Raw genomic sequence first — 25801 nt, 5'->3', positions numbered from 1 at the left:
CTCACGGCCTGATTCTCAGGGCCTGATTCTCACGGCCTGATTCTCACGGCCTGATTCAGGGTCGTCGGACACCGGCGCGGACCGCAGCCGCGCCGGTGTTCACGATCGAGGTGTCGGTGGCCACCCCCATCACGTGCACGCCCTTGGCCGCCACCCGGCGCGCCTCGTCGGGGTCTGCGGTCAGGTAGCCGCTGGCCACGTCCAGCGCGGCCAGCCGGGCGAACGCGTCGTCCACCGCGGCGAGCACGTCCGGGTGGGTGGCCCGGCCCAGATGGCCCATGGACGCGGCCAGGTCGTTGGGTCCGATGAACACCCCGTCCACCCCAGGCACGGCCGCGATCGCCTCCAGATTGTCCAGGCCGAGCCGGGTTTCGATCTGCACGAGGACGCAGATCTGGTCGTCGGCGGTCCGCAGGTAGTCGGCCCGCTGGCCGTACCCGGCGGCCCGGCTGCCGCTGGACACCCCGCGGATGCCGGCCGGCGGGTAGCGGGTCGCCCGTACCGCGTCGGCGGCCGCCTCGGCGGTCTCGATGTAAGGGATGAGCAGGGACTGGGCGCCGGCGTCGAGCACCCGCTTGATCAACACCGGATCCGACCACGCCGGACGGACCAGGGCGGCCACGTCGAACGCGGCCAGCACCTGCAGCTGGGTGATCAGCTCGGGCACGTCGTTGGGCGAATGCTCGGTGTCCAGCAGGATCCAGTCGAAGCCGGCCCCGGCCAGTTGTTCGGTCAGCGCCGGCGAGCCCAGCGTGGCGAAGATGCCGATCAGCTGCTCCCGGCGCTGCAGTCGTTGCCGGAAGTCGTTCACCGGTGCGGTCACCTAAGTTCTCCTCTGCCCTGGGTGGGTCGCGTGCCTCGGGTGCGGCGCGGTCAGGGTGTCACGGACCCGGGACGGATAGCCATCGCCGGACTACAGTGGGTCGATGGGACGGACCGCGCCAGTGGCAACCCATCCGGCTCAGCGCACCCGGAGCGGACCCGGCCGATCAGGCCCGACGGCGGCGGACGAGGAACCGGTCCGCCCGGCCCTGGTCGCTCCGGTCCCCGTGCCCGGGCTGCTCACCGGGTCGCGCGCCGAGGGGCGGGCCGTTCGCCGCGACGTCGAACTGCGGGACATCTCGGCCTATCGCAAGGCCTATCCGGTGCGGGCCTGGGTGGTGGAGAACACCGACTTCACGCTGCGCAACGTCGTGCTCAACGGACTGGGGTTCACCGAGATCGTCGGGGCCAACGTCCTGCTGTATGAGAAGGCCGTGCGCGACCCGGCGATCATCCCGTCGCTGAACAGGTTCCTGACGTCCACCCTGGACGCCTACCGCGGCATCCCGATCTGGCACCGGTTCTACCGGCAGGCGGTCCAGGGCACCGTGCGGGCCATGGGAGACGGACCCCCGGATTTCACGACGGCCGCGTCGGCGTACGTACCGTTCGCCGACGCCAAGGGCGAGGCCCGAGTCGCCGCGATCTCGCGCCAGGGGTCGAGCAATCCGGGCCAGCAGGCCGGGTGGGACAGCGTGCCGGGATTCGACGAGGACAGCCCGGACCAGCAGGTCGGGGTGATCGTGAAGGCGACGGTGAGCCGCGCCCGCGGGGATGCGGTGGCGTTCTTCAACGTCGGGGAGTTGCAGATTCGGGGCCCGGTGGACTGCGTGGTCGACACGTCCTACCAGATGCAGGACATCAAGCCGAACATGTTCATCCCGATGAAGATGAAGGGTGAGCGGGGCGGCCCGCCGTTGGACGACGGCATCGGCAACGCCGACCTCTGACGGCCGGCACGCACCACGGTGCGCGCCGGCCACCAGAGAAGGAGCAGGTCAGGCCGCGAGCGCCTTGGCCTTGAGCTTGTCGAACTCGGCCTGGTTGATCGCGCCGCTGTCCAGCAGGGACTTGGCCGAGGCGATCTGGTCGGCCGGGTTGGTGCTCGCTCCGGCCACCGACTTGATGTACTCGTTCTGCGCTTCCTGCACGGCCTTCATCTGCTCGAGCTGCCGCTCGTGCATGCCCTTGCCGCGGGCCAGCAGGTAGACCAGGATGCCGAGCCACGGGATGAGGATCACGAACAGCACCCAGAAGGTCTTGGCCACCCCACCGATGTCCCGGCTGCGGAAAATGTCGCCGAAGATCCAGAACAAGCACATGATCCAGGCGAAGAAGAGAAAGAATTCCAGCAGGGCAAGCAGGAACGACCCGTTGTCGTTGAACATCGATGAGCCTCTCGGTATGGCAGTGGGCGCCTGGTCCGGCGCCCGATCAGTATCGGTCACTCCTGCATCAACAGCATCAACCGACCAGGGTGAGCCGCGCGCGTCACACCGATGGATTTTCTGAGAGCTTTCTGAGACCGCCGCCGCAGGCTGGATCGCGCCGCCCCTGCTCGGCGGCGCGAAGGGAGCGCCCGGTGAAGATCCCCGGATGGGTGTCATTGCCCCGATCGACCGCCGATCTGGCCATCCTGGATCGGCCCGAGGAACCCGTCGACCCGACCCGGGGCAACACCCGGTTGACCGCGGCGACCGGGATCGTGCTGGTCGCCCTGCTGGCCGTGGAGGCCGTCACCCTGCTCAGCGTGCGGCAGTTGCTCACCCTGCACGTGATCGTCGGCGCCCTGCTCATCGGACCGGTGGTGCTCAAGTCGGCCAGCACGGCCTACCGCTTCACCCGGTACTACTCCGGCGCCCCCACCTACCGGCGCAAGGGTCCACCGCCGCTGCCGTTGCGCTTGCTCGGACCGCTGATCATCGTGGCTGCCCTGGCCGTGCTGGGGACCGGCGTCGCGCTCATCCTGGTCGGGCCGAGCGGCTCCGGCCTGCTGCTCACCGCCCACCAGACGAGCTTCTGGTTCTTCGTGGCGTTCCTGGCCGTGCACCTGCTCGGGCATCTGTGGGACGCGATCGTGGTGTCCTGGCGCGAGCTGCGGGCCTCGCTGTCCGGCGCGGCCGCCCGGCGACGGCGCTGGCGCTATCTGAGCATCGTGCTCGCCCTGGTGGTCGGGGTCGCTGCGGCCACCCTGCTGGTGCCGTCCACCTCCCCGTGGACGAGCCGGCCGGCCGGGCACTCGGCCACCGCGCGACCGTGAGCGGGGCGGGTGACCGCAGCCGCGGCACCCGTGATTCTGAGAAGACTCTGACTCGCCGCCCGCATGCTCGGCTCTGACCGAACCACCCGAGCCAGGGAGGCGAGCACATCGTGGCTGCCCGGAACTCCTTCGACCACCCCACCACCGGGCCGTACCTGCGGCGACGTGTGCGCCGGATCACCATGTGGGTGGCCGGTGTGGCCGGCGTCGGGTCGGCGGTGCTGACCGTCAGCCTGGCCGAGGCCGCGCACAGTGCCGCCTCGGTCGCGACCACGAGCACCGTCGAGGCCGATCCGACGACACCCACCACGGTCACGGCGCCCTCGACCCAATCCGCCGCCCCCTCGGCGGCACCGTCGGCCCCGTCGTCGGCCAGTGCGCCGACCCACCTCACCGTGCCACCGACCACGGCCGCGCCCACGGTCCCGGCCGCGCCCACCCGGTCGCCGAACCAGAGTCAGGGCCGCTCCCACGCGCAGTCCGGAGGTTCTTGAACTCTCAGATACCGCCGGGAATGCATACAGCAGGCCCACAGGTCGGGCCCCGATGGTCAAGGTGGGCCGATCGTCCAGACCGACCCGGAGAGGCGAGACCACCGATGAACAACTCACAGATACCCGCACCGACGGGCGCCGGCCTGCGGCGTCGCGTCCGGGCGCTGACCTTTGGTGTGGTGGGCGCGGCCGTGGTCGCCAGCGCCGGCATCACCGCCGGCATCGCGCACGCGCAGAGCGCGCAGGAGTACGCCGCCGACGCCGACTCGTCGGCCGCGTCCACGGCCACCGGGTCGACCACGTCATCGTCGTCCGCCGCCCCGACCTCCACGTCGTCGGCCGGGACGTCCACTCCCTCGTCGTCCACTCCCTCGGCCAATTCCTCGTCGGCCGGTTCCACCACCAGCTCGTCGACCAGTTCCTCGACGGTGGCCGCGCCGACCCCCACCACCAGCGCGGCCGGCAACGGTCACGCCAGCTCGGGAGGCTCGTGATGAGCGCCGCCGATCTGGAGGTGGAGACCACCGCCCGGCTGGACTTCGAGGTGTGGTCGACCACCGCGACACTGGTGGTCACCGACGCCGCCGCCCTGGCGACCGCCGGCGCCCGGCTGCGCGAGGTCCTGGCCGAGGTCGACGCCACCTGCAGCCGGTTTCGCGACGACTCGGAGATCAACCGGCTGCTGCGGCGGCCCGGGCACCCGGTCGGCCTGTCCCCCACCCTGAACGACGCCCTCGGGCACGCCCTGCGGGCCGCCTCGGCCACCGGCGGCCTGGTCGATCCCACGGTCGCCGCCGCCGTCGTCGCCGTCGGGTACGACCGGGACATCGCCGATGTGCTGGACCGCGCGCTGACCGGGACCCTGCCGCTCGGCAGCGACCTGGGCCCGGCCGCGCCCGGCGCCGGGTGCGTGCACCACGACCAGCACGCGGCCACCGTCATCGTGCCGGCCGGCGTCGGCCTCGACCTCGGGGCGACGGCCAAGGCGTTCGCCGCCGACCGGGCCGCCACCGCCATCGCCAACCGGGTCGGCGGCGGTGTGCTGGTCGGGCTGGGCGGCGACATCGCCGTGGCCGGAACGGCTCCCGTCGGCGGTTGGCGCATCTCGGTCGCCGACGATCACCGGCTTCCCGGCACCGCCTACCAGACGGTGGCGATCGAGTCCGGCGGGCTGGCCACCTCGTCGATCATGACGCGCCGGTGGCCGACCGCCCGGGGCTGGCGGCACCACCTCATCGACCCGCGGACCGGCGACAACCCGGACCCGTACTGGCGAACCGCGTCGGTCGCCGCCGCCACCTGCGTGGATGCCAACGCCGCGGCGACCGCGGCCATCATCCTCGGCGCCGCTGCCCCGACCTGGCTGGCCGAGCGCGGCTTGCCGGCCCTGCTGGTCGACATCGACGGCCGGATCACCACTGTCGCGGGCTGGCCCGCAGCTGCGGAGCACTGATGGACACCCAACTTCTCTGGTTCGCCAGTCGCGCCACCGGCGCCGTCTCGCTGGTGCTGTTCACCGCGGTGATGGTGCTGGGCATCCTCACCGCGGGCCGAGCCGAACTCGCCGCCCTCCCCCGGGCCGGGGTGCAGCGGCTGCACCGGACACTGTCGATGGTCTCGGTCGCGTTCCTGGCCGTGCACATCGTGACCGCGATCGCCGACGGCTACGTCGATCTGGACTACTGGGACGTCATCCTGCCGTTCGGCGCCGGGTACGACCCGTTCTGGATCGGGCTGGCCACCGTCGCGGTCGATCTGCTGCTGGCGATCGGCATCACCAGCGCGCTGCGGCGGAGGTTGCCGCTGCGCATCTGGCGGGCGGTTCACCTGACGGCCTATGCGATGTGGCCGCTGGCGCTGGCCCACGGTTGGGGCGTCTCCGGCGGGGACGGTCACCAGCTGTGGATGATCGTCATCGACATCGTCTGCATCGTCGCGGTTCTCGCCGCCGTCGCGTTCCGGCTCCGGCCGGACCGGCACCCCGACAGCGTCGCCCGCGCGGCGGCCGCGGTCGTGCACCCCCCGACTCGAGTGGAGGCCAACCGGTGACTGCCGTGATGACGCACCCGAGCGAGCTGTTGCCCCCGACCGCCGGCGACCGGTTGCTGCCGGCCCGACCGGGCATCGGCCTGACCGTCCACCACCGCCGGGTGGGCGCGCTCCCCCACCGGTCCGCGACCGAACTGGCGGCCATGGTGGACGCCGCCGGACTGCAGGGCCGGGGCGGCGCCGGGTTCCCCACCGCCCGCAAGATCGCGGCGGTCGCCGCCGCGGTCGGCAAGACGCGTCGGCCCGCCGTGGTGGTGGCCAACTGCTGCGAGGGCGACCCGACCGCGGCCAAGGACCGGGTCCTGATCGACCGGTCGCCGCACCTGGTGATCGACGGCGCCGTGGCCGCCGCGCGCGCGGTGCGGGCCGACCGGGTGGTCCTGGCCGTGCATCACGGCTCGCCGGCCCGGCAGACCCTTGCGGTCGCGCTGACCGAGCGACCGGACGAGCGTGTCCGCATCGAGGTGGTCGCCGTGCCGGCGCGCTACCTGGCCTCGGAGGCGACGGCCCTGCTGCGGTTCCTGGACACCGGGGATGCCCGCCCGGCGGGCCGGCTGCCGATCTGGGAGAAGGGCGTCGAGGGCCGGCCGACGTTGGTCGACAATGCCGAGACGTTCGCCCATCTCGCGCTGATCGCCCGCTTCGGCGCCGGCTGGTTCGGCGCCGTCGGCCACCCGGCCGAGCCGGGCACGATGCTGCTCACCCTCGGCGGCGCCGTTCCCCGGCCCGGCGTGATCGAGGTGCCCACCGGCGCCTCCGTCCGGGATGTGCTGGCCTGCGCCGGATCTCGCCCGACCGGCTGGGCGTTGATCGGCGGGCTGGCCGGACGCTGGATGAACCTGGACCGGTCCGCCGGGATCGGCCTGAGCACCCCGGAGCTCAAGGAGATCGGGATGACCCGCGGGGTCGGCTCCCTCACCGTGCTGCCGCCCGGCGCCTGCCTGCTGCAGGAGACGACCCGGATCGTCACGCACCAGGCGCAGGCCGGTGCCCGGCAGTGCGGGCCGTGCATGTTCGGCCTGCCGGCGATCGCCGCCGATCTGGCCGCGCTGGCCGCGGGCGATCACGACGCGCTGGCCCGGCTGCATCGCCGGCTGCCGGTGATCGACGGTCGCGGCGCCTGCGGTCATCCCGACGGGACGGTCGCGCTGACCGCCAGCGCGCTCGGGTCGATGAACGCCGACGAACCCGGTCACCTGCAACGCCATCTGGCCGGGGTGCCGTGCCGGGCCAGCGCGACCGTGCCGCTGGGCGCGATGAGCGGGGTGCGGTCATGACGGCCCCGCGCACGCTCACGGTGGACCCGATCGCCTGCCGGGCCCACGGCCTGTGCGCCGACGAACTGCCCGAGGCGATCACGCTGGACGAGTGGGGCTACCCGATCCTGCCGTCCGGACCGGTGCCGCGCCATCTGGTGCGGCGGGCCAAGGCGGCCGCCGCGGCCTGCCCGGTGTGGGCCCTGCGGCTGGCCTCTCGCGCCTCGTAGGCAACCGGCCCCGGGGCCCTCCTAGATTGGGCGGGTGCCCACTCGCGGAGACCAGCTGCTCATCATCCCGGCGTCGGGGCCCGACGTCCTGATCCTGTTGCCCGGCTTCATGATCGCCGCGGCGTCGTACACGGTGCTGGCCCAGGCGGTGGCCGGCTCCGGCTCGACGGTGATCGTCCCGCAGCTCTACCGCCGCGGGCTCGGCGCGCTGACCGGGCGGGTGCCGGTGGCCACCGAGGCCGCCGCCGCGGCCGATCTCGTGCGTTCGGTGGCGGCCGACCGGCCGGGCGCCCGGATTCATCTGGGTGGCCATTCCCGCGGCGGCCAGGCGGCCTGGCGGGCCGCCGGGCAGCTCCGCGACGACGATCGGCCGGCGTCGGTGGTGCTGCTGGACCCGGTCGACGGCCAGGGCCGGCGCCCGAGCGGCCCGACCGCCACTGCGCAGGAAGCGGCCTTCACGGTGCCCGCGCTCATCGTCGGCGCCGGGGTCGGCGGGCGGTGCGCGCCCGAGGGGATCAACCACCGGCAGTTCGCCCGGGCGACGCCGGCCGCCCGGCACATGCTGGTGCCGGGCCTGGGTCACGCCGACCTGCTCGACGGCCGGGGCCGTGACCTGGGCCGCCGGCTCTGCGGCGGCGGGCCCGACCCGGACGCCGCCCGGTCCGCCATCGCCGCGCTGATCGGGGCCTGGATCACCGCCGTCGCCACCGCCACCCCGCTGCCGACGGTCCCGGGTGCGACGCTGCTGCGGTGATTACCCGGCACTGGTCGTGGGTACGCGCTGCTCCAAGCCGCCGACCAGAGAGTGAGCCCGTCATGACCACTTCGAACCCGGAGTTCACGGCCCAGCGCCGGCTCGGCAAGTTCTTCGAACGCGACGACGGCGCCGACTTTCCGTTCTACGCCGGCCAACCGATCGAGATCGCGGCGTGGAAATGGATCGTGATGATCCTGGCCGCCGCCGCCGGATTCCTGGCGTTGTCATTGATCCCGGCCGGAAGCAATCTCGCCCAGCTCGGCGTTCGCATCCTGTTCGTCGCCATCCCGTTGGCCGCCTTCATCGCCTTCACCGGGAAGTGGTGGCGCTGCATCTTCCGGCCCCTGCACGGCCGGGACCTGCTGACCATCCTCGCGTTCTGGCTGATCAATCTGGCGCTCACCGGCCTGGTGGCGGCGGTCATCAATGGCCTGTACCCCGGTCATCTCGTCGCGAACCAGGCGGCCGACGGCCTCACGACGGCTGGCGACCTGGCCTTCTTCTATGTCGGGACCTTCATCCAGCTCTTCGGTGAGGAATTGTTCAGCCTCATCCCGTTCCTGGCGGTGCTGTACTTCGCCTATTCGAAGGCCGGTCTGTCCCGCACCGCCTCGGTGCTCATCGCCTGGGTGGTGACCGCCATCTGGTTCGGCGCCGCGCATCTGCCCACCTACGACTGGAACGTGCTGCAGTGCTTCCTGGTCATCGGTTGGCCCGGATTGTGCTGACCCTGGCCTACATCCGGACCAAGAACATCCTGGTCGCGTTCGGAGCGCACCTGCTCGTCGACTGGGCGATCTTCACCGTGACCCTCCTCGCCGGCTGATGGGCATCCATCGGATCTACTCGTCGGGCATCGTGGCGTAGGTGGGTGCGCCGGCCGTCTCGTACGTCAGGTGCGCGGCCCCGCCCGGGTAGATCTGCGAGGCGGTCAGACGCAGCGCGGTGGGCACGGTCCCGCCGTCGAAGACCTTCTTGCCGGTGCCCAAGACCAACGGGTACACCCACAGATTCATCGTGTCGACCAGGCCCAGCCGCAGCAGGGACTGCACCATGTCCAGGCTGCCGATCACCTGCACCTCGTCGTAGCGCTGCTTCAGGGCGGTGATGCTCTCGCCGAAATCACCGCTGAGCAAGGTCGATCCGGACCAGTTGAGCGGCTCGGCCAGGGTGCGGCTGGCCACGTACTTGGGAACACTGTTCAGCAGTGCGGTGAACGGCATCTCGGCCGGCGCCTGGGGCCAGTACTGGGCGAAGATGTCGTAGGTCTTGCGGCCCAGCAGCAGCGCTTTCATGCTGCTGGCCTCCTGGTACATCACCTCGCCGGACTCCGGGTCCGAGACCGGCCATTGCCAGCCCCCGTGCTCGAAGCTGCTCTCGCGGTCCTCGTCCGGTCCGCCCGGGGCCTGCGCGACGCCGTCCAACGTCATGAACTCGGTGACGATCAGCTTGCCCATGGTGTGCTCCTTGGTCGGTGGGTGCCTTCCCCCGGTCAGACGGCGTGGCCGCACCGAATTCATCGCCAGCCCGCCGACGGGTTTGACGAACGGCCGTCCGGCGGTGATAGTTAGGCATGTGCCTAACTATCACGACGAGCTGGACGCCGTGCTCCGCGCGCTCGCGGATCCGACGCGCCGGGCCGTCGTGGAGCGGTTGGCCAAGTCCCCCGCCGTCGTGTCCGAACTGGCGGCGCCGTTCTCGATGGCGTTGCCCTCGCTCCTGCAGCACCTGCGGGTGCTGGAGAACGCCGGACTGATCACGTCCGAGAAACACGGGCGGGTGCGCACGGTGAGCCTGCGGCCGGGCGCCCTGGACGTGCTGCACCTGTGGCTCGGCGAGCAGCGAACCCCCGCCGAACACCAGGCCGACCGGCTCGGCCTGCATCTGACCCGCACCACCGGAAAGGAAACCTGAGATGACCCGTGTGCGCATCGATCTGAACATCTCGCTGGACGGCTACGCCTCCTCGGCGAACCCCACCCCGGAGAATCCGATGGGCGAGGACTGGGGCCGCCTGGTCGGCGCCTACACCGCGACCCGGACGTTCCGCCGGCGCGTCCTGGGCGACACCAGCGGCGCCGGCACCACCGGGGTCGACGATGCCTACGCCACCGGGTACTTCGAGGGTATCGGGGCGGAGATCATGGGGGCGGCTATGTTCGGCCTGCATTCGTTCCCCGACGACCCGGACTGGAAGGGTTGGTGGGGGGACGAGCCGCCGTTCCACGCCCCGGTCTACGTGCTGACCCACACCGCGCCGCGGCCGTCCATGCCGATGCAGGGTGGGACGACCTTCCACTTCCGCTCCCCCGCCGCCATCGAGGAGGTGCTCGCCGAGGCGACGGCGGCGGCCGGCGGCCTGGACGTGCGGGTCGGCGGCGGCGTCGGCACCGCTCGCGCCTTCCTGCTCGCGGGCCTGGTCGACGACCTGCACGTCTCGATCGCGCCGATCCTGCTGGACCGGGGCACCCGGCTGTGGGACGACCTGCGCGGCCTGGAAATCACCCATCAGGTGCGCTCGGAAGTGGCCGAAAGCGGCACCATCCACGTCACCTTCACCCGATAGGACCTGTCCATGACGATCGAACGGCGGCTGGCCCGTTCCGGTTTCACCCTCACCCGCGACTATCCGGTGGCCGTCGACCGGATCTGGACCGCCTTCGCCCAGGAGGACCAGAAACTGCAGTGGTTCGGTGGCGGCGCGGCCATCGAGCCCCGGGAGTGGTCGTTCGACTTCCGGGTCGGTGGCCGCGACGTGGCCGAGGGAAAGTTCCACCGGGGCCCGGTCACCCGGTACGTGGCCACCTATACCGACATCGTCGAGCCCGTCCGCATCGTCACCACCTACGACATGTGGATCGACGGGATCCACATGTCGACCTCAGTGGCCTCGTTCGAGTTCGAGCCGATCGCGGGCGGCACCCGGTTCACGCATGTCGAACACGGGGTCTTCTTCGACCAGTTCTGGGCCGACGGGCCGAACCGGGAGACCGGCAGCCGGGGCCTGCTCGACACGTTGGGCGCCTACCTGGCGCGAACCGGCTGAGCGCTCGTGGCTCAGTGCAGGCTGAACGGCGGGTAGCGGTCGGTGAGCAGCAAGGTGGCGTAGGCGGAGACTCGCAGCGCCCACCGCCCGACGCCGACGACGAAATCGAACAGGCCGCGTGGATACCGCCCGGTGAACAGGATGGCGAACCAGGCGATGATCACCGCGAACGCGGCGCCGATGAACAGGAAGAACAGCACGATCAGGTGCGGGATCACCAGGAACCATTTGACCAGCGGTAGCCACCGGTTGAGTTGCTTCTCGACGTCGGGGTAGTCCAGATCCAAGTGAATGGCCTGTTCCTCCACGGTGGAGGGATAGCGGTCGGTCAGCAACGCGCCGTAGGCCGCGACCCGCGCGGTGAAGCGGTTGAACTGCAACGCGAAGTCGAACCACCAACGTGGATACCGGCGCCGGAACAAGATCATCAGCAGGGTGGCACCGAACAGCCCACCGGCAATGCCGCCGGCCGATCGCGAAACCTGGCTGACCACCTCGCCGGTCGCGGTGACGACGGTGGTGGTCGAGACGGCCGTGCCCGAGAGCACGCTCACCACGATCGCGATCGGGATGATCCACAGGAACCGAAATGCGCTGGTGACCCGGTCCAGCTTCTCCGGGTAGTCGACGTCGAACCGGGCGGCGTACTGGACTGTGCTCTCGGTCATGAAAGCCCCTCTCCTCGGTGGTGGCCTGCAGGACCGTCCCCCCACGCGGCCGGCAGGCAGAACCCGACGGTTGCGGCCCGATGTGAACCTAGCCTGCCGCTTTCATCGTAATTCTGATCGGCAGAGTGTTGATCATGAGGAAAGGTGCTCTGACCTGGGAAGATAGGTCTTGCTGAGGGACCAATCGAACCAGAACCAGGAGCACCTTTCCGATGCGGAAGTCTACCGGGCTGTACCCGTCGCTCCGAGTCGATGCCACCGGCAAGCGGGTGGTGTCCCACGGCGGGTCGGTGCTGCTGGCCTTGGCCGCGGACAGGGTCGGTTTGGGTCGTGGGTTGTCGGCGGCGTTGAGGCCGTGGCGCAAGCCGATGGCGGTGCACGACCCGGGCAAGATCCTGCTCGACCTGGCGATCTCGCTGGCGATCGGCGGTGACTGCCTGGCCGACATCGCCCAACTGCGGGCCGAGCCCGCCGTGTTCGGTCATGTGGCGTCCGACCCGACTGTGTCCCGGCTGATCGACACCCTCGCCTCGGACGCGACGGCAGCGCTGAAGGCGATCGACACCGCGCGGGCGGCAGCCCGCGCCCGGGCGTGGAAGCTGGCCGGACCCGCCGCACCGAACCATGACCGGTCGGCGAAGGCGCCGCTGGTCGTCGACGTGGACGCCACCCTGGTCACCGCGCACTCCGAAAAGCAGCTGGCAGCAGCAACATTCAAGAAGGGCTTCGGGTTCCACCCGATCGGCGCGTGGGCCGACCACGGCCCGGACGGCACCGGTGAACCCCTGGCGATGCTGCTGAGGCCGGGCAACGCCGGCTCCAACACCGCAGCCGACCACATCAGCGTGGTCAAGGCCGCGCTCGCGCAACTGCCCTGCACCACGGCGGACCGACGGCCCGGCCGCGGTGTGCTGGTCCGCACCGACGGGGCCGGCGGAACCCACGAGTTCGTGGACTGGATGGCCCGGCAACGGGTCCAGTACTCGGTCGGGTTCACCCTGACCACCGACATCACCGCCAAGGTCGACGCCCTGCCGGAGGCGGCGTGGACACCCGCGTACAACGCCGACCAGGAGCCCCGGGACGGGGCCTGGGTGGCCGAACTGACCGGGGTCCTCAAGCTCAAGGGCTGGCCCAAGGACATGCGGGTCATCGTCCGCGCCGAACGACCCCATCCCGGTGCCCAGCTGAAGTTCACCGACTCGAACGGCAACCGGCTCACCGCGTTCGCCACGAACACCAAAGGCGGACAGCTCGCGGATCTGGAACTGCGGCATCGGCGCCGCGCCCGCTGCGAGGACCGGATCCGCAACTCGAAGGACACCGGCCTGAACAACCTGCCCCTCAACGACTTTGCCCAGAATCAAGTGTGGATCGCGGTCGTGCAACTGGCCACCGAACTGACCGCATGGATGCAGATGCTCGCCTTCACCGGCACCCCGGCGCGGACCTGGGAGCCCAAGAAGCTGCGGCACCGACTGTTCAGCGTCGCCGCCCGGATCGGCCGCAAAGCCCGCCGTACCTGGCTCCGCCTGTCCGCGCACGCACCCCACCGCGACCTCCTCCTGCACGGCCTGGCCCGGCTGCGGAACCTGCCGCAACTGACCTGACCCACCGACCCGACCACCATCTCCGACCAAGGACCCGAACCGGGCAGTGGAACCCGGCGCCCACCCAGGCGACCACGGGTTCAGCAGCCAACCCATGATCAACAGAGGAGGACAAAAATGATCATGAGGAACGGCTACGAGGCCGCCCGACCACCGGAAGAAAGATCGAGGCTAGGACGCTCCTGAATAGCGGTCACTTGTGGGTTCGGGAGTTCGCTTTGGGACAGTGGGAGCGTTCGCGCGTGATCGGGCTGTCAGGGGTGGTCCTGAGTCGTCGCCCGGCCCTGGATGATTCTCCTGACTGATCGGAGGGACGGGCCGTTGCTCACGGCCCGGTGAGGTCTCGTGCCGGCCGGTCAGGCCGGTGCAATGGTCCACGTCCCGCTCACCCGCGTCAGCCCGAGGGTGAGCATTCGCCTGAGGTTGATCGCAGCGGCGCGGTGGTGCCACCAGTGGTCGTTCTTGGCGACGCCGCGGTAGCGGACTTTGCGGTTGCCGCGGACCAGCCAGGAGATCGATCGTTCGACCATCGGCCGGTGCCGTCGGTAGACCTGTTGGAAGTCCTCGGTTTCCGCTTGTCGACGGGCCGCCCTGAGCAGGCTTTCGTACTCGGTCAGCTTCAGCGATCGACCGGCGTCGCTGGTCGTGCATTGGGCCCGGAGCGGGCAGCCGCGGCAAGCCGCTCCGAAGGTGACGGACCATTGCGCGGTGATCGACCGGGTCACCCCGTTCGGGCAGGTGGCCGTCCTGGCCTCGGGGTCGACGGTGAAGTCGTCCAGGGTGAACCCGCCCGGCACGGCCGACCGCAGCGGGAACGGCTTGATCAACGCGATGTGCCCGGCATGGTCCAGTTCGGCCCGCGCGGATCCCGATCCGTACGCCGAATCGGCCAGCACGTGCAGCTTTTCGGTCTCCTGTGCCAGCAAGGTGGGTCCAACCTCGGCGTCGCTGTTGCCGCGTCCGCTGGCCATGGTCACCGCGCAGGCGGTGACCAGACCGGTGTCGGGTTCGACCGCGATGTGTGCCTTGAACCCGTCCTGCCGCCGGTGGACGGTCTTGTGGGCGTGCCGCGCCTCCGGGTCCACGGTGGAGATCACCCGGTCCGGGGCGACCCGCTGCGCGATCCGCCACCGTCCGTCGGTGCCGTCCGAGCCCTCGACCGGTTCCACGTCCTGCCCGGCGACCAACGCCAAGAGGGCGACCGCGTCCGCCGCCTTCGGTCCGAGCTCCTGGTCGGGCAGGTGTCCCAGCACCCGATGCGCGTCGGTGACCAGCGCATCGACAAGGGCCTCGCGGGCCTGCTGATCGTTCCAGGCGATCGCCGGTTTGCCCGGGTCGTCATAGTCGTGAGCCGAGCAGTGCTCGCCGACGACCTCGGCGGCGCCGGGTACCTCGCGGCGGACCCGGCGGATCGCCGCGATCAACTGGGTGACCGTGTCCTGGGTGGCGACCGCGTCGTCCAGGATCGTGGAATCCAACGCTCGCCTGCTCTTTCCAGCCAGCACCCCGGTCTGGTCCACGACCTGGCGGACCGCGTCGAAGATCCGGTTCGGCGACTGCGAAGCGGCCAGCCGACGCCGCCAGTACGTCAATGTCGTGGCATGGAACGCCGCAGCGGTCACCGGTAACCCGCACGCTGCCTTCCACCGCAGATCGAACGTCACCGAGTCCACCGTGTCCGCGTCGGACAGGCCGTGCAGAGCCTGCAGCACAATCACCGACGCCATCACGTCGGCCGGCACTGACGGGCGGCCCCGACCCGACGGAAACAGATCCGCGAACATGCCGTCCGGGAACACCTCCCGACGGTGCGCGGCCAGAAACGCGAACACGCTGCCCGGCTTGAGCAGCCCACCGACTACCGACTCGGCATCCAACAACTCACGCTGATCCCGCGACCGACCCTGCACACCAAGATCATCCCGAACCCACAAGATCAACAGGGGCCGACATACGGATAATTCAGGAGCGTCCTAGTAGTACTTTGTTAGGTCGGCGTGTCTACGTTGTGCTGCACCGGTTTTCGGAGAGAATTGGGGTGTGGATGCTGCTGGTTTCGCTGCTGTGGGTGAGGAACTGGACGCCTTTGCCGGGCAGGTGTTCTCGTCGTTGTTGCGATCGGATCAGCGGGCCACCGCCGGGGTGTATCTGCGGGGGCTGATGCTGGACGGTCGACGCAAGTCGATGCAGCCGATGGCGGCGCGGCTGGGAGTGGACCACCAGCGGTTGCAGCAGTTCATCACGAACTCGCCGTGGGACGTGGTTCCCGTGCGCAGGACGCTGGCCCGGCTGGCGATCCAGGCCATCGAGCCGCAGGCGTGGGTGGTCGACGACACCGGTCAGGCCAAGGAGGGCACCGAGTCGGCGTGCGTGGCCCGGCAGTACTCGGGGACCCTGGGCAAGATCGGGAACTGCCAGGTCGCGGTCAGCGTGCACGCGGTCACCGACAAGGCGTCCGCGCCCCTGGACTGGCGCCTGTTCATGCCCGTGAGCTGGGACGATAGGTCCGCATCGACCGAAGAGTCAGCCGCCGAGGTGCGGCGCCGGCGGCGTCGATGCCAGATCCCGGACACCCAGCACCACCGCCCGAAGTGGCAGCTCGCGCTGGAGATGATCGACGACCTGCTGGCCCTGGGCCACCGCCCCCCGGTGGTGGTCGCGGACGCCGGCTACGGGGACACCACCGCGTTCCGGCTTGCCCTGACCGAGCGGGACCTGGACTACGTCCTCGCGATCAAGGGCACCACCAGCGCCCATCCCGCCGACGCCGTACCGGTCACCCCTGCCCGCACGCCCGGGCGGGGCCGGCCACCCGGACCGTCCTACCCGGACCCGCCCAGCAACTGCAAGGACCTGATCATGGCTGCTGGCCGCAGCGCCCGCCGCAAAGTCACCTGGCGGCGCGGAACCAGGACCGGTCCGACCAACCGCACCGCCGCGATGCGGTCGGAGTTCACCGCTCTACGGATCCGACCGGCCAACCGAGACATCCCCCGCGCAGACGACGGCACCCTGCCCGAACAGTGGCTCATCGCGGAATGGCCGGCGGGCGCGCCCGAGCCCACCGACTACTGGCTCGCCAGCCTGCCCGCCGACACCCCGATCTCCACCATGGTCCGTCTGGCCAAGATCCGCTGGCGGATCGAGCACGACTACCGCGAACTGAAAACCGGTGTGGGCCTTGACCATTTCGAAGGCCGAAGCTGGACCGGCTGGCACCACCACGCCACCCTGGTCACCGCCGCGCACGTGTTCCTGACCCGGCTCCGAATGACCAACCCAAAAGCATCTGGGCAGGCCTGACCCTCTACGCCCTGCTGGACAGACTCCAGCGGTTCCTCGCGTACTGGATCGGAGTCTGCCCCACATGCCACGCTCAGTACCCAACTTAACAAAGTACTACTAGGGACTCAGATGCCCGGAAAGCAGAGGCGAAGGACCCCGTTCCGGTGCAATGATGCGGCCCCGGCCCGGACCACCGGGCGGTGCTGGGTCCCGGGACCCAGCAGACGAGGGACCCGTGATGAGTGACAGCGACGAGATCGACCGTCGTGCGGCGCTGCTCGACAGGGTCGAGCTTCCGATGATTCGAGCGATGTGGCAGATACCCACCAAGGAACTGCGCGGTGTCGCGCTCCTGATCGGAGAGACTGGCGTGACCGGCCGGTTCCTCTACGAGAAGCCGCCAGGTGAGCTGGAGAACGAACTCGTCAGCCTGTGTGAGTTCTACCTGGCCATCGATGTGCCGGACGACTACGACGTCGACTTCCACGCCGAGTACGTCCCGATGGATCAGGACCTGATCAATCGCGAGGGCGAGCGCTGGTTCTTCCTCCGGTACGAAGACGAGTGAACCTGGGCGACATCGGGCAGTCGGCGTCAGCCGCCGCAGGCCGATTGGCCCGGGACCAGCACGCCAATGGCCAGAGCCGTCGTGTCCTGACCGTCGGTCCACCGTGACAAGGCGGGGTGATCGCCCAAGGCGGTGGCGATCGCGGCGGCGTCGGCCCCGTCCACGACGCCGCACGACAGGTCCCCGTAGGTCCGCTGGTGCAGGACGTCGGCGATGGAGCGAGCCAGCGGCCAGGTCTGCACCGGGCCGGACACCTCGTACTCGTACCGAGTGAGCTGCAACCGATTCGGCGTCCACGGTTGCTCGGCCGACCTGGCTGCCTCGAGGGCGCGCAGGGTGGAGGTCAGCTCGGTCCGGGCCGCGGCCTGCCTGGCGTCGACGTACTCGTCGCCGGTGCCCAACGCGTAGGCGGACAGGATCACCGGGTCGGACCCGGGCCGCGTGACCGTGACCGTCGTGACGGCTTGGTCGGTGATCCCGGGCATCCCGAAGTCGGCGTCGGCGAGCGCGACCAGGGCGTCGACCGTCTGCTGCACCCGGCAGCGGTCGACCAGCCCGATCGTCAGCTCCGCCAGCGGTTCGGCGTGAGAGCCGTTGCCCTCGGCCCGAATCACCGTGCCGTCGGCATAGACGGTCAGCCCCAGCGGTGCGGTATGACTGTTCGGGACCCCGAAGCTGACCCGGTCGTCCACGGTGATGACCGGTGCCTCGGTGGGCGTCGTGGGACCCGAGGGATCGTCGGCCGCCGGGACGCAGCCCTCGTCACCGGCCTGCGGCACCCCGGCCACCGCCTGGCCGCAGGCGGTCAGCACCAGGACGACAAACGTCGCCACGCCGGTCACCCACCACACCCGAAGAGTTCTCATGGCCACAGGACGGGACGCCGGGGCGGTCCGGTTGCACGGCCGAAGCTGTGCCCGAAGAGTTGCCCGAAAGTGCCTACCGGCCGCGGGGGCGGGCCGTGACACTGATCCGGATCGTGTGCGCTGGGCGACGGACCGCGCCGGGGCCACGCGATCCGATCGTGTCGGACGGTCGACGGGCGAGGTGCGGGATGGCCCCGGCGTCGCCGGTTCGGGCGAGAGGAGTCCGCGGTGGACGAACGTGCTCGCGCCGACCCCCTCCCCATCGAGCCACCGCTCCGTGCCCGCCCGGCGGTCAGGAGCGGCCCTGATTTCGGCCTCCTCGGCATCCAACGGCACGCCGGCAACGCGGCCGCCACGGCCCTGGTGGCGCGACTGTCCGCCCGGGCCGGACTCGCCGGCGGCGCCGGACCGTCCGTCATGCAGCGGTTGACGGCCGGTGCGGCCGCCGCCGTTCAACGTTACCCGCCGGGCGAGATCGCCTCCGTGGTCGGCAAAGCCGTCGCCGAACTGCACGAGAACCTCGTCCTGAAGAACAACGCCAATGTCCCCGTCGTCCTGGAACAGTTACTGCTGGTCAAGGGCCACCAGCAACAAGTGAAGGACGAGTACACGTCGAGCCACCAGCGGGACCTGACCAACGATCTGAAGGCCAAGCTGTCGTGGGACGACGCCACGCGGGCGTGCGCGTACCTGGAGTACGGGCGGCTGCGGGTCGCCGACAAGATCTACATCGCGGTCAAGCAGCCGATGGCCGACGAGGCGACCGTGCTGCGCGTGGTCGGCGACGTCCGCCGGCTCGGGTCCGAGGACGCGAATGCCGAGGAGGAGTTCAAGACGGCCTACGGCTCGCAGTTCGGACCGGTGGTCCACAAGTTGCCCAACGGCCAGGACAGTTCGATCGCGGCCGCCATCTTCGCCACCCGCATCGGCCTGTCCGAGGATCTCGGTTACAAGATCGCGGCGATCCTGGCCTTCGGGAAGGTCCGGCCGATCGACAACGTGGTGATCGCCGCCGCGCCACGGACGAGCACCAACGCGCCCTTGCTGTTCGACGGGTTGCAGAGCGAGGAACCCAAGCTCCTCAAGGAGCAGTTCAAGTCCTCCTACGCGCATCTGGCCGGCGGGGACCTCGCCCAGTGGATCACCGACAAGACCTCCCTGCACACCGAGCAGCGCGCGCTCATGCTCCTGGACGAGACCGTCACGCCCCGCCAACGGCTGGTCAGGACCGTCGAGATCGCCACCTCCGGGTACACCACGGCCGATGCCGACTTCATCTTCGACGCGGTGCAGCACGCCACGGCCGAGCAGCTGGAGTATCTCAAGGTGGCCATCGCGTCCAAGGATCCGCGGGTCAAGAACCTCTACAGCGGCCTGGGCAGCCTCACCAAGGAAGACGCCAGCCGCTTCGACGCCCTGGTGGGCGCGGGCGAGAACACCGGCGAGCTCGGCGATCCCACGGTGGTGGCGCTGCGGCGGGCCGGCGGAACCGGGGACGGGTCGGTGTTCCTGACGCTCAAGATGAGCACCGGTCCCGCCCACGACCGGTTCCGCACGGCCTACCACGAAAGCGGGAGCAAGTTCCGGGCTTTCGTGGACCGCTACACCAGCCCACCGGAAAAGGGATGGCTGGCCAGCATGGTGTTCGCCGATTTCGGGCCGCGGCTGAATTTCGCCATGGACAACCCCGGCAACGACGAGTACGTGCTCTTCCTGCTCAACGAGTTCGCCGACGGCCAACAACGGCGCAAGCTGGGCAGCGACGCGGCGTTCGGCACCCGGTTCACCAACCAGTCGACGGCGATGCAGAACAAGATCCTGCTGGCGCTGCGGCCGGACACGATGACCCCGACCGAGCGGGCCGTCTGGCTCGATGCCGCGGTGAAACGGGAAACCGCCTCGGGCGCCGGATCACTCAGCGCCAACGCGGACGCCCTGACCGACGAGAACCGCGAGCTGCAGGCGGCGATCAAGCGGGCCGGCAAGAACCCCTCGCCCGAGGACCAGGCCGAGATCGACAAGCTGGCCGGCAAGACGGAAGCCGCCCTGCAGGCGTTCGTGAAGTACCGCGACGAGCTGGAGGCGCTGGTCACCCAGGCCGTGGAGATGGTGGCGGCGCTGGTGGCCACCGTGGCCTCCGGCGGAGCCGCCGCACCCGAACTCGTGCTGGCCGGCCTCGCCCGCGCCGCCATGGCCAGTGCGATCGCCAAGGTGGTGGCCAACAAGCTGGTCAAGGGCGATCGTTTCGACGTCATCGGCGCGGACGGGGCCCAGGCGTTCATCTCCGGCGCGGTCGACGGCGTGCTGAACGCGGTCGCCCCGCTGGCCGCCGAGGCGGCGATGGAGAAGACGGCATCGGCACTGGCCCGGGCGGCCGCGCCGAAGTCGTTCGGCGCGTTCGCGGCGGGCACCGGCAAGAAGATGACGGAAGGCGCGCTCAGCGGGGGCATCTCCAGCGCGGTCGACGCCGCCACGCGGGACGCCACGTGGGCCCAGGGCTTCGACGCCGGGATGAAGGACGTCCTGGTCAAGGGGCTCACCGGAGTGGCGACGGGCGGCGCCGCGGCCGCGGCCCCCGGCGCGCTCTCCGCTCTGATCACCGCGTACGGCTCGATCGAGGCCCTCGAGGCGGCGGTGGAGGCGTTGCCCGAACCGGCCGCGGCCTACTCGGAGGGGCAGATCGACCTGCGCAAGGCGGCGGCTCAGGCACCGCGGGGACTGGCGGTCCAACGCAACTTCGGTGCCGAGTACGAGGAGATGGTGGTCGACCAGCTGATGACCAGCCGGTTCCAGGGCCTGCCGACGATGCTGGCCGTCGTCACCGGCCAGTACGAGTCCAACAACGGCATCGACGCGATGGGCTTCGCCTACGAGGACGGAATCCTGAAGATGTACGTCTTCGAGATGAAGTGGAAGAACCTGCCCGAGGGCGGTATCCCCCAGCGCCAGGTCAAGCTCACCCCGACGTCGACCAAGGGCAAGGTCCAGACCGACTACGAGTGGGCGATGATCTGCATCGACGAGTTCATCGCCTCCCGCACCGTGGGTGCACTGGCCGCCAAGAACCAGCTGCGCATGCAACTGCCCCGGCTGCTGGGCGAGACGCCCGGTGCGCGCTGGACCAACGAGCAGCTACGGGGATACCTGCGCAGCAAGATCAACGTGACCGAGATGCGCCGGGTGGTCGCCATCCCGCCGTGGGCCGATGCCCGCAAGCTCTACCGGCAGCTGATCGCGCTGCGCCGGCGCGGGCAGGGCGGGTACAAGGTGATCAGGACCGGGCCGTGATCCGCCGCGGAAGTGGGCGGCAGCGGCGGACCGGGCCGCCGCTTCGCGCCACGAATGCGCAGGTCGCGCCGGCATAGGACGGCGCGAACTGCGCACCCACGGCGCGAAGTGCGGTGTAACAGCTCCACGGATTCGCCCGACAGCCGGGTCTACCCATCCAGGACCGACTCAGGAAGGCTGGTTCGATGCGCAGACTCACCTTCGGCATGAACGTGAGCCTGGACGGCTACGTGGCCGCGCCAGGCGACGACCTGAGCTGGGGCACGCCCAGCGACGAGCTGTTCCAGTTCTGGTCCGACCGGGTCGCGGCCACCGACCTGGCGCTGTACGGGCGCCGGCTGTGGGAGACGATGAGCTCGCACTGGCCCACCGCCGACCAGCAGCCGGGCGCGACGCCGGCGGCGATCGAGTTCGCCGGCCGCTGGCGGGACATGCCCAAGGTGGTCTTCTCCTCCACGAGCCGCCCGGTCGACTGGAACACCCGCCTGGTCACCACGGACGCCGTCACCGAGATCAGCCGGCTCAAGGCGCAGGACGGCGGACCCATGGACATCGCCGGCGCCACCCTCGCCGCGGCCGCCATGCGCGCCGGGTTGATCGACGAGTACGTGCTGGCCACCGCACCGGTCCTGATCGGCGGCGGCTTGCCGTTCTTCACGGCCCTGGGGAACTGGGTGAACCTGAACCTGGTGGAGACCCGGACGTTCCCCGGCGGCGTGCTGCTCACCCGGTACGAGACCCGGCGCTGACCCCCGGGTCACCAGGACCGGACCGCCCACTCACCAAGGTTGAGGCAAACGACCTAAGACTTGGTCCGGCGGCCGTTTGCCTCAAGACTCAGGTCGCGGGGGCAGGATTCGAACCTGCGAACTCTGGGTTATGAGTCAGGCGATCGGCGTTTCAACTCATCGCACAAGTGAGCGATATAGGTCTGTTGAAGTGTATGAACCGTTCTCACACGAGTTCACGCGTCGCACTGCGAATCAACCCGTATCACAGGGTTCTGGTCACAAACCTGGTCACAAAGTAAGGACCTTCCGATCAACAGGAGGACTCGGCCGTCCGCTTGGCGTCGCATTGAAATCTTGATTGGCTACATGGTCCTTCGGCGAAGATGTCAGATCGCACTCTGAGTCGGGAGGGGCTGCGGCGGGGTCTACGGGGCAAGAGGCATACGCCGTTCCAACAGTTGTGACAGATCAGTCACACGCCTCCGGCCAGAGGGTCGTCTTCGAGATTGCTACTTCCAAGTCAGGGCCTCTCGTTGATGGATCTGTGAATGGGCGGGCGGGTGCTACATGCGTCGCCTGTCAGACGGCCGTTAGCCTCGAATACATCAAGGCCCGGGGAGTCGAGGGGCGCATCGGGGCCATCCTGATGGCCACGGTCGCAGAGGGCAGACGCCGACGGACCTACCACGCGCCGACCAACGACCAAACAGTGGCTGCCGTCGTGGCCATGCCAGACGACTACCCCGACGGTGCACTCGCGACGAACTCTCAGTACATGGGCGCACCGCTCTATGGCATGACCAGCACCGCGAGGCTGTTCACACCTCGTCAGATGGTGGCTCTGACTACCTTCGGATCCCTCGTGCGCGAAGCTCGCCACAAGGTTGTCGAGGACGGGGGTACGGCGGAGTACGCAGATGCAGTCGCGACATACCTCGGCTTGATCCAGAGCAAGATGACGAACTTGTCGTCCAGCGTGACGACATGGATGAGTGACCGTGCAGCGTTCCGCGAGACATTCGCGCGGCAGGCGCTACCGATCACGTGGGACTTCGCCGAAGCAAACACCTTGTCTGACAGTGGCGGCGGTTGGGCCACGTTCTCTTCGACGACGCCGACGAGAAGTTGCGGCTCCTCAAGGGTCGAGGAGACGAGAACAGTGCCCTGGTTGAGGGCGCCGCCGAATTGTCGGATGGCCTCTCCCATGACGGCGTCGTGGAGTGGGTGGCCGGGTGCGAGGAGGTCCGCGCGACTCCGATCGCCCGGCTGGACGTGGGCCAGATCGAAGGTGATCCGGTCGTATTTGGTGGCGATTGGTCCGGTGCCGGCGGAGCGAATGTGCTGTGGAACGTTCGCGATCTCGTAGCGGCCCTGCTCGCGCTTGACGATGCGACCGCCCAACTTGGTGAATGCCGCTTTGAACGCGAGCTCGATATAGTAGGGCTGGAGCCGGCGGGCTCGCGCCGCGTCCATGGCGGCACGCAATGCGTGTAGGTCCGCGTCGGCGAGGTGCTCCGACGCGAGGGCACGCTCGTCAAGCAAGTCCTTGAGTCCGTCCCCGACCGAGGCGTCGATGACCTCATGCATTTTCGCCTTCACGTCCTCGCGCTCGCCGTACTGGATCGCCTCCAATAACAGGGTGCGCAGCGGGATGTCGGTGAAGGCTTCGCCGAGGACGTCGAAAACCTTTCCGCCGTACGTCTCACGCATCTGATCGAGCTTCTCGAGCAGTCTGGTGAAGACCTCGCCCTCGCGAGTGTTGGAGGCCACGAGGTTCCAGAGACGGCAGACCTCTTCCTGACCGATACGGTGGACCCGACCGAACCGCTGCTCGATGCGGTTGGGATTCCACGGTAGGTCGTAGTTGACCATCAGGTGCGCGGCCTGGAGGTTGAGACCTTCGCCGGCGGCGTCAGTGGCCAGCAGGATCTGGCAGTCGCGGTTCTTGGTGAACTCCTCGGTGATCTGGCGACGCTCGGTACGGCGTACGCCGCCGTGGATCGCCCTGACGGCGTCGGGCTTGCCGATAAGCGAGCCGATCCTTCCCTGTAGATAGTCGAGGGTGTCGCGATGCTCGGTGAAGATGATGAACTTCCGTGGCCAGCCGTTCTTGTCGGTGACGAGCGCGTTGTCCTGAAGGATGTTCGACAGCTCAGTCCACTTGCGGTCGGTGCCCGCCTCACGGACCAGTCGAGCGGTCTTGATGAGGCCTGCGAGCTCGAGGAGTTCAGCGTTCAGCTCCTCGACCGTCTGCGCCGCCGTGGCGGCGTCGAGGAGTTCTTCCTCGGCGGCCTCGATCTCTTCGGCGTTGAACTCGTCGTCGTCGATCTCGCTCAGATCAATCTCCGGCTCGGTGTCGCGGTAGGTGCCGTTCTGGATCTGCAGCTTCTTGCGCTCCAACCTTTCGGAGCGTCGTACGAGGCTCATATAGATGGCCTCAGGGCTGGACGCGAGCCGGCGCTGAAGGACGGTGAGCGCGAACCCGACGGTGTTCTTGCGCTTGCCGCCGATCCGCTCGGCGCGGTTCATCCCCTCGCGGACGTAGTGGGTGACGTCCTCGTAAAGGTCGTATTCCAGCGCGGTCAGCTCGTATGGGACGGTCTCGGCGATGCGCTCAGGGAACAGCTTCTTGCCCTCGAAGGTCAGGAGGTCTTCCTTGACCATGCGCCGCATGATGCCGCTGACGTCAGCACTCTTCTTCTGCTTGCCCTCGAAGCGGTCGCGGTCGAGCAGGGTCAGGAAGAGTTGGAAGTCCTCCTCCTTGCCCGAGTGCGGGGTCGCGGTCATCAGGAGGAGGTGGCGGGTGATCTGGCCGAGGATCTCACCGAGAAGGAATCGCTTGGTCTTGCGGAGCTCGCCGCCGAAGTAGTGGGCCCCCATACGGTGCGCCTCGTCGACGACGATCAAGTCCCACTCGGTCTCCTTGAGCTGCGCCTGCAGCTGCTCGTTGCGCGAGAGTTGGTCCATGCGGGCGATCAGCAGAGGATTGGTCTCGAAGACGTTGAAGTTCGCCTGGGCATCGATGACCTGGTTCGTGAGCAGATCAAACCGAAGCCCGAACTTGAAGAAGAGCTCGTCCTGCCACTGCTCAATCAGACCACCCGGGGCAATGATCAGGCACTGCTTGACGTCGTCGCGGAGTAGCAGCTCCTTGATGTAAAGGCCGGCCATGATCGTCTTTCCGGCGCCGGGGTCGTCGGCGAGCAGGAACCGGAGCGGAGTGCGCGGCAGCAGCTCGCCGTACACCGCGCGGATCTGGTGCGGGAGCGGCTGCACGTCACTGGTGGCGACGGCCAGCATGGGATCGAACAGACCAGCGAGTGAGATGCGCTGAGCCTCGGCGACGAGCTTGAAGTCGCTCGCGGTGGCGTCGAAGGCACGGCTGCCACTCTGGGCGATGCTCAGGTTGTCCTGGTCCTTGCGAAACACGACTTGCTGGCCCAGCCCGCCGGTGGCGTTCTTGTAGGTCAGTTCGACGGCATCCGTGCCATGCCACTGCGCGGCGATGACGGTGATCACCTCCGCGGGGATGAGACCGTCGATCCGCAGACCGAGCCTTAGCTCTTCAAGGTGCATGGACAGGCCTCCCGTTTGGCAGTCCACGAACGCTACTCGGGCGGGCAGACAGTGACGCGATGAGAACGTCAGCTCCTTACTGAGCGAGCCGGAAAAGTCCGGTCTTGACGGATCTCGTAGCGGTGGCGCTGTAGCCGGTCGGAGCCGGGAGGCCGGAGCGCCAGTAGAGGCCGCAGGCGCAGGCCGGCCTTGAATGAGTAGAGAAAGTTCTCACGAGGCACGACGTGGCGCCTTTGTCCTGTCTCGGGTGATGCTTAACAGTCTCATGCCAGCTGATCCTTAACACTTGGCCGTG

24 protein-coding genes and 1 pseudogene are annotated in these 25801 nt (G+C 69.1%); 18 read left to right on the top strand and 7 right to left on the bottom strand.

The genetic code is table 11. From position 1 onward, the window contains the following. Positions 1–55: 55 nt before the first annotated feature. Entirely contained in the window at positions 56–823 is a 768-nt protein-coding gene (locus tag NAMU_RS08120; RefSeq protein ID WP_015746923.1) for an HpcH/HpaI aldolase family protein, read from the bottom strand. A 103-nt stretch (positions 824–926) separates the two neighbouring features. Here NAMU_RS08120 and NAMU_RS08115 point away from each other — a divergent pair, with 103 nt between their 5' ends. Then, entirely contained in the window at positions 927–1772 is an 846-nt protein-coding gene (locus NAMU_RS08115) for a hypothetical protein (protein ID WP_138180011.1), read from the top strand. Between the two features lie 48 nt (positions 1773–1820). Here NAMU_RS08115 and NAMU_RS08110 read toward each other — a convergent pair whose 3' ends face one another. Then, positions 1821–2210, bottom strand: coding sequence for an SHOCT domain-containing protein (locus NAMU_RS08110; protein ID WP_015746921.1), 390 nt, complete (start codon positions 2208–2210; stop codon positions 1821–1823). A 194-nt stretch (positions 2211–2404) separates the two neighbouring features. On the opposite strand from NAMU_RS08110, the gene NAMU_RS08105 reads away from it, so the two are divergent. From NAMU_RS08105 to NAMU_RS08065, 9 genes are all read left to right on the top strand, one after another. Continuing rightward, positions 2405–3082: a hypothetical protein gene (locus NAMU_RS08105; protein WP_015746920.1), complete on the top strand. Its 678-nt coding sequence runs from the start codon at positions 2405–2407 to the stop codon at positions 3080–3082. Positions 3083–3192: 110 nt separating this feature from the next. Next, the gene (locus NAMU_RS29810; RefSeq protein WP_015746919.1) at positions 3193–3576 is read left to right on the top strand and encodes a hypothetical protein; all 384 of its coding nucleotides are present in this window, start codon (positions 3193–3195) and stop codon (positions 3574–3576) included. A gap of 104 nt (positions 3577–3680) precedes the next feature. After that, the gene (locus NAMU_RS29805; protein ID WP_015746918.1) at positions 3681–4070 is read left to right on the top strand and encodes a hypothetical protein; all 390 of its coding nucleotides are present in this window, start codon (positions 3681–3683) and stop codon (positions 4068–4070) included. After that, positions 4070–5029 (top strand): FAD:protein FMN transferase, encoded by a 960-nt coding sequence (locus NAMU_RS08090; protein ID WP_015746917.1) that lies wholly within the window; start codon positions 4070–4072, stop codon positions 5027–5029. Before NAMU_RS29805 ends, NAMU_RS08090 begins: the two co-directional genes overlap by 1 nt. Continuing rightward, positions 5029–5625 (top strand): ferric reductase-like transmembrane domain-containing protein, encoded by a 597-nt coding sequence (locus NAMU_RS08085; protein ID WP_015746916.1) that lies wholly within the window; start codon positions 5029–5031, stop codon positions 5623–5625. The genes NAMU_RS08090 and NAMU_RS08085 overlap by 1 nt, the downstream gene beginning before the upstream one ends. Continuing rightward, a complete protein-coding gene (locus tag NAMU_RS08080; protein ID WP_015746915.1) occupies positions 5622–6902 on the top strand; it encodes an NADH-ubiquinone oxidoreductase-F iron-sulfur binding region domain-containing protein in 1281 nt (426 codons plus the stop codon). Before NAMU_RS08085 ends, NAMU_RS08080 begins: the two co-directional genes overlap by 4 nt. Further along, positions 6899–7111: a ferredoxin gene (locus tag NAMU_RS08075; RefSeq protein WP_015746914.1), complete on the top strand. Its 213-nt coding sequence runs from the start codon at positions 6899–6901 to the stop codon at positions 7109–7111. Before NAMU_RS08080 ends, NAMU_RS08075 begins: the two co-directional genes overlap by 4 nt. A 34-nt stretch (positions 7112–7145) precedes the next feature. Continuing rightward, positions 7146–7865 (top strand): alpha/beta hydrolase family protein, encoded by a 720-nt coding sequence (locus NAMU_RS08070; RefSeq protein WP_015746913.1) that lies wholly within the window; start codon positions 7146–7148, stop codon positions 7863–7865. A 62-nt stretch (positions 7866–7927) separates the two neighbouring features. Beyond that, positions 7928–8596 (top strand): hypothetical protein, encoded by a 669-nt coding sequence (locus NAMU_RS08065; RefSeq protein WP_083785765.1) that lies wholly within the window; start codon positions 7928–7930, stop codon positions 8594–8596. A 114-nt stretch (positions 8597–8710) separates the two neighbouring features. On the opposite strand, the gene NAMU_RS08060 is transcribed toward NAMU_RS08065, so the two are convergent. After that, a complete protein-coding gene (locus tag NAMU_RS08060; protein ID WP_015746912.1) occupies positions 8711–9325 on the bottom strand; it encodes a dihydrofolate reductase family protein in 615 nt (204 codons plus the stop codon). Between the two features lie 118 nt (positions 9326–9443). Here NAMU_RS08060 and NAMU_RS08055 point away from each other — a divergent pair, with 118 nt between their 5' ends. The 3 genes from NAMU_RS08055 to NAMU_RS08045 are packed head-to-tail and all read left to right on the top strand — an operon-like array spanning position 9444 to position 10914. After that, positions 9444–9782: an ArsR/SmtB family transcription factor gene (locus NAMU_RS08055; protein ID WP_015746911.1), complete on the top strand. Its 339-nt coding sequence runs from the start codon at positions 9444–9446 to the stop codon at positions 9780–9782. Between the two features lies 1 nt (position 9783). Next, on the top strand, positions 9784–10434 hold the full coding sequence (locus tag NAMU_RS08050; RefSeq protein ID WP_015746910.1) for a dihydrofolate reductase family protein: 651 nt from the start codon (positions 9784–9786) through the stop codon (positions 10432–10434). 9 nt (positions 10435–10443) lie between these two features. Further along, positions 10444–10914, top strand: coding sequence for an SRPBCC domain-containing protein (locus NAMU_RS08045; protein WP_015746909.1), 471 nt, complete (start codon positions 10444–10446; stop codon positions 10912–10914). Between the two features lie 11 nt (positions 10915–10925). Here the strand turns inward: NAMU_RS08045 and NAMU_RS08040 are convergent, their stop codons facing one another. Then, the gene (locus NAMU_RS08040; RefSeq protein WP_015746908.1) at positions 10926–11582 is read right to left on the bottom strand and encodes a DUF4389 domain-containing protein; all 657 of its coding nucleotides are present in this window, start codon (positions 11580–11582) and stop codon (positions 10926–10928) included. A gap of 212 nt (positions 11583–11794) precedes the next feature. On the opposite strand from NAMU_RS08040, the gene NAMU_RS08035 reads away from it, so the two are divergent. Next, a complete protein-coding gene (locus NAMU_RS08035) occupies positions 11795–13192 on the top strand; it encodes an IS1380-like element ISNml2 family transposase (RefSeq protein WP_012814030.1) in 1398 nt (465 codons plus the stop codon). A gap of 356 nt (positions 13193–13548) precedes the next feature. Here NAMU_RS08035 and NAMU_RS08030 read toward each other — a convergent pair whose 3' ends face one another. Continuing rightward, entirely contained in the window at positions 13549–15102 is a 1554-nt protein-coding gene (locus NAMU_RS08030) for an IS1182-like element ISNml3 family transposase (protein WP_012814020.1), read from the bottom strand. A 130-nt stretch (positions 15103–15232) separates the two neighbouring features. On the opposite strand from NAMU_RS08030, the gene NAMU_RS08025 reads away from it, so the two are divergent. After that, positions 15233–16495 (top strand): IS701 family transposase, encoded by a 1263-nt coding sequence (locus NAMU_RS08025; protein WP_041368580.1) that lies wholly within the window; start codon positions 15233–15235, stop codon positions 16493–16495. A 220-nt stretch (positions 16496–16715) separates the two neighbouring features. Then, on the top strand, positions 16716–17045 hold the full coding sequence (locus tag NAMU_RS08020) for a hypothetical protein (protein WP_015746906.1): 330 nt from the start codon (positions 16716–16718) through the stop codon (positions 17043–17045). A 26-nt stretch (positions 17046–17071) separates the two neighbouring features. On the opposite strand, the gene NAMU_RS08015 is transcribed toward NAMU_RS08020, so the two are convergent. Then, positions 17072–17911: a hypothetical protein gene (locus NAMU_RS08015; RefSeq protein ID WP_015746905.1), complete on the bottom strand. Its 840-nt coding sequence runs from the start codon at positions 17909–17911 to the stop codon at positions 17072–17074. 228 nt (positions 17912–18139) lie between these two features. Here NAMU_RS08015 and NAMU_RS08010 point away from each other — a divergent pair, with 228 nt between their 5' ends. Further along, positions 18140–21199 carry a hypothetical protein gene (locus NAMU_RS08010; RefSeq protein ID WP_015746904.1) on the top strand — a complete coding sequence of 1020 codons (3060 nt, stop codon included), beginning with the start codon at positions 18140–18142 and terminating at the stop codon, positions 21197–21199. A 185-nt stretch (positions 21200–21384) separates the two neighbouring features. After that, positions 21385–21948 (top strand): dihydrofolate reductase family protein, encoded by a 564-nt coding sequence (locus NAMU_RS08005; protein WP_015746903.1) that lies wholly within the window; start codon positions 21385–21387, stop codon positions 21946–21948. 1083 nt (positions 21949–23031) lie between these two features. Here the strand turns inward: NAMU_RS08005 and NAMU_RS08000 are convergent. Next, positions 23032–25506, bottom strand: a pseudogene (locus tag NAMU_RS08000) (DEAD/DEAH box helicase); the annotation flags it as partial. Positions 25507–25801 lie beyond the last annotated feature (295 nt).

Source organism: Nakamurella multipartita DSM 44233 (assembly GCF_000024365.1).
GTDB classification, from domain to species: domain Bacteria; phylum Actinomycetota; class Actinomycetes; order Mycobacteriales; family Nakamurellaceae; genus Nakamurella; species Nakamurella multipartita.
This window is presented reverse-complemented; position numbering and strand designations above follow the sequence as displayed.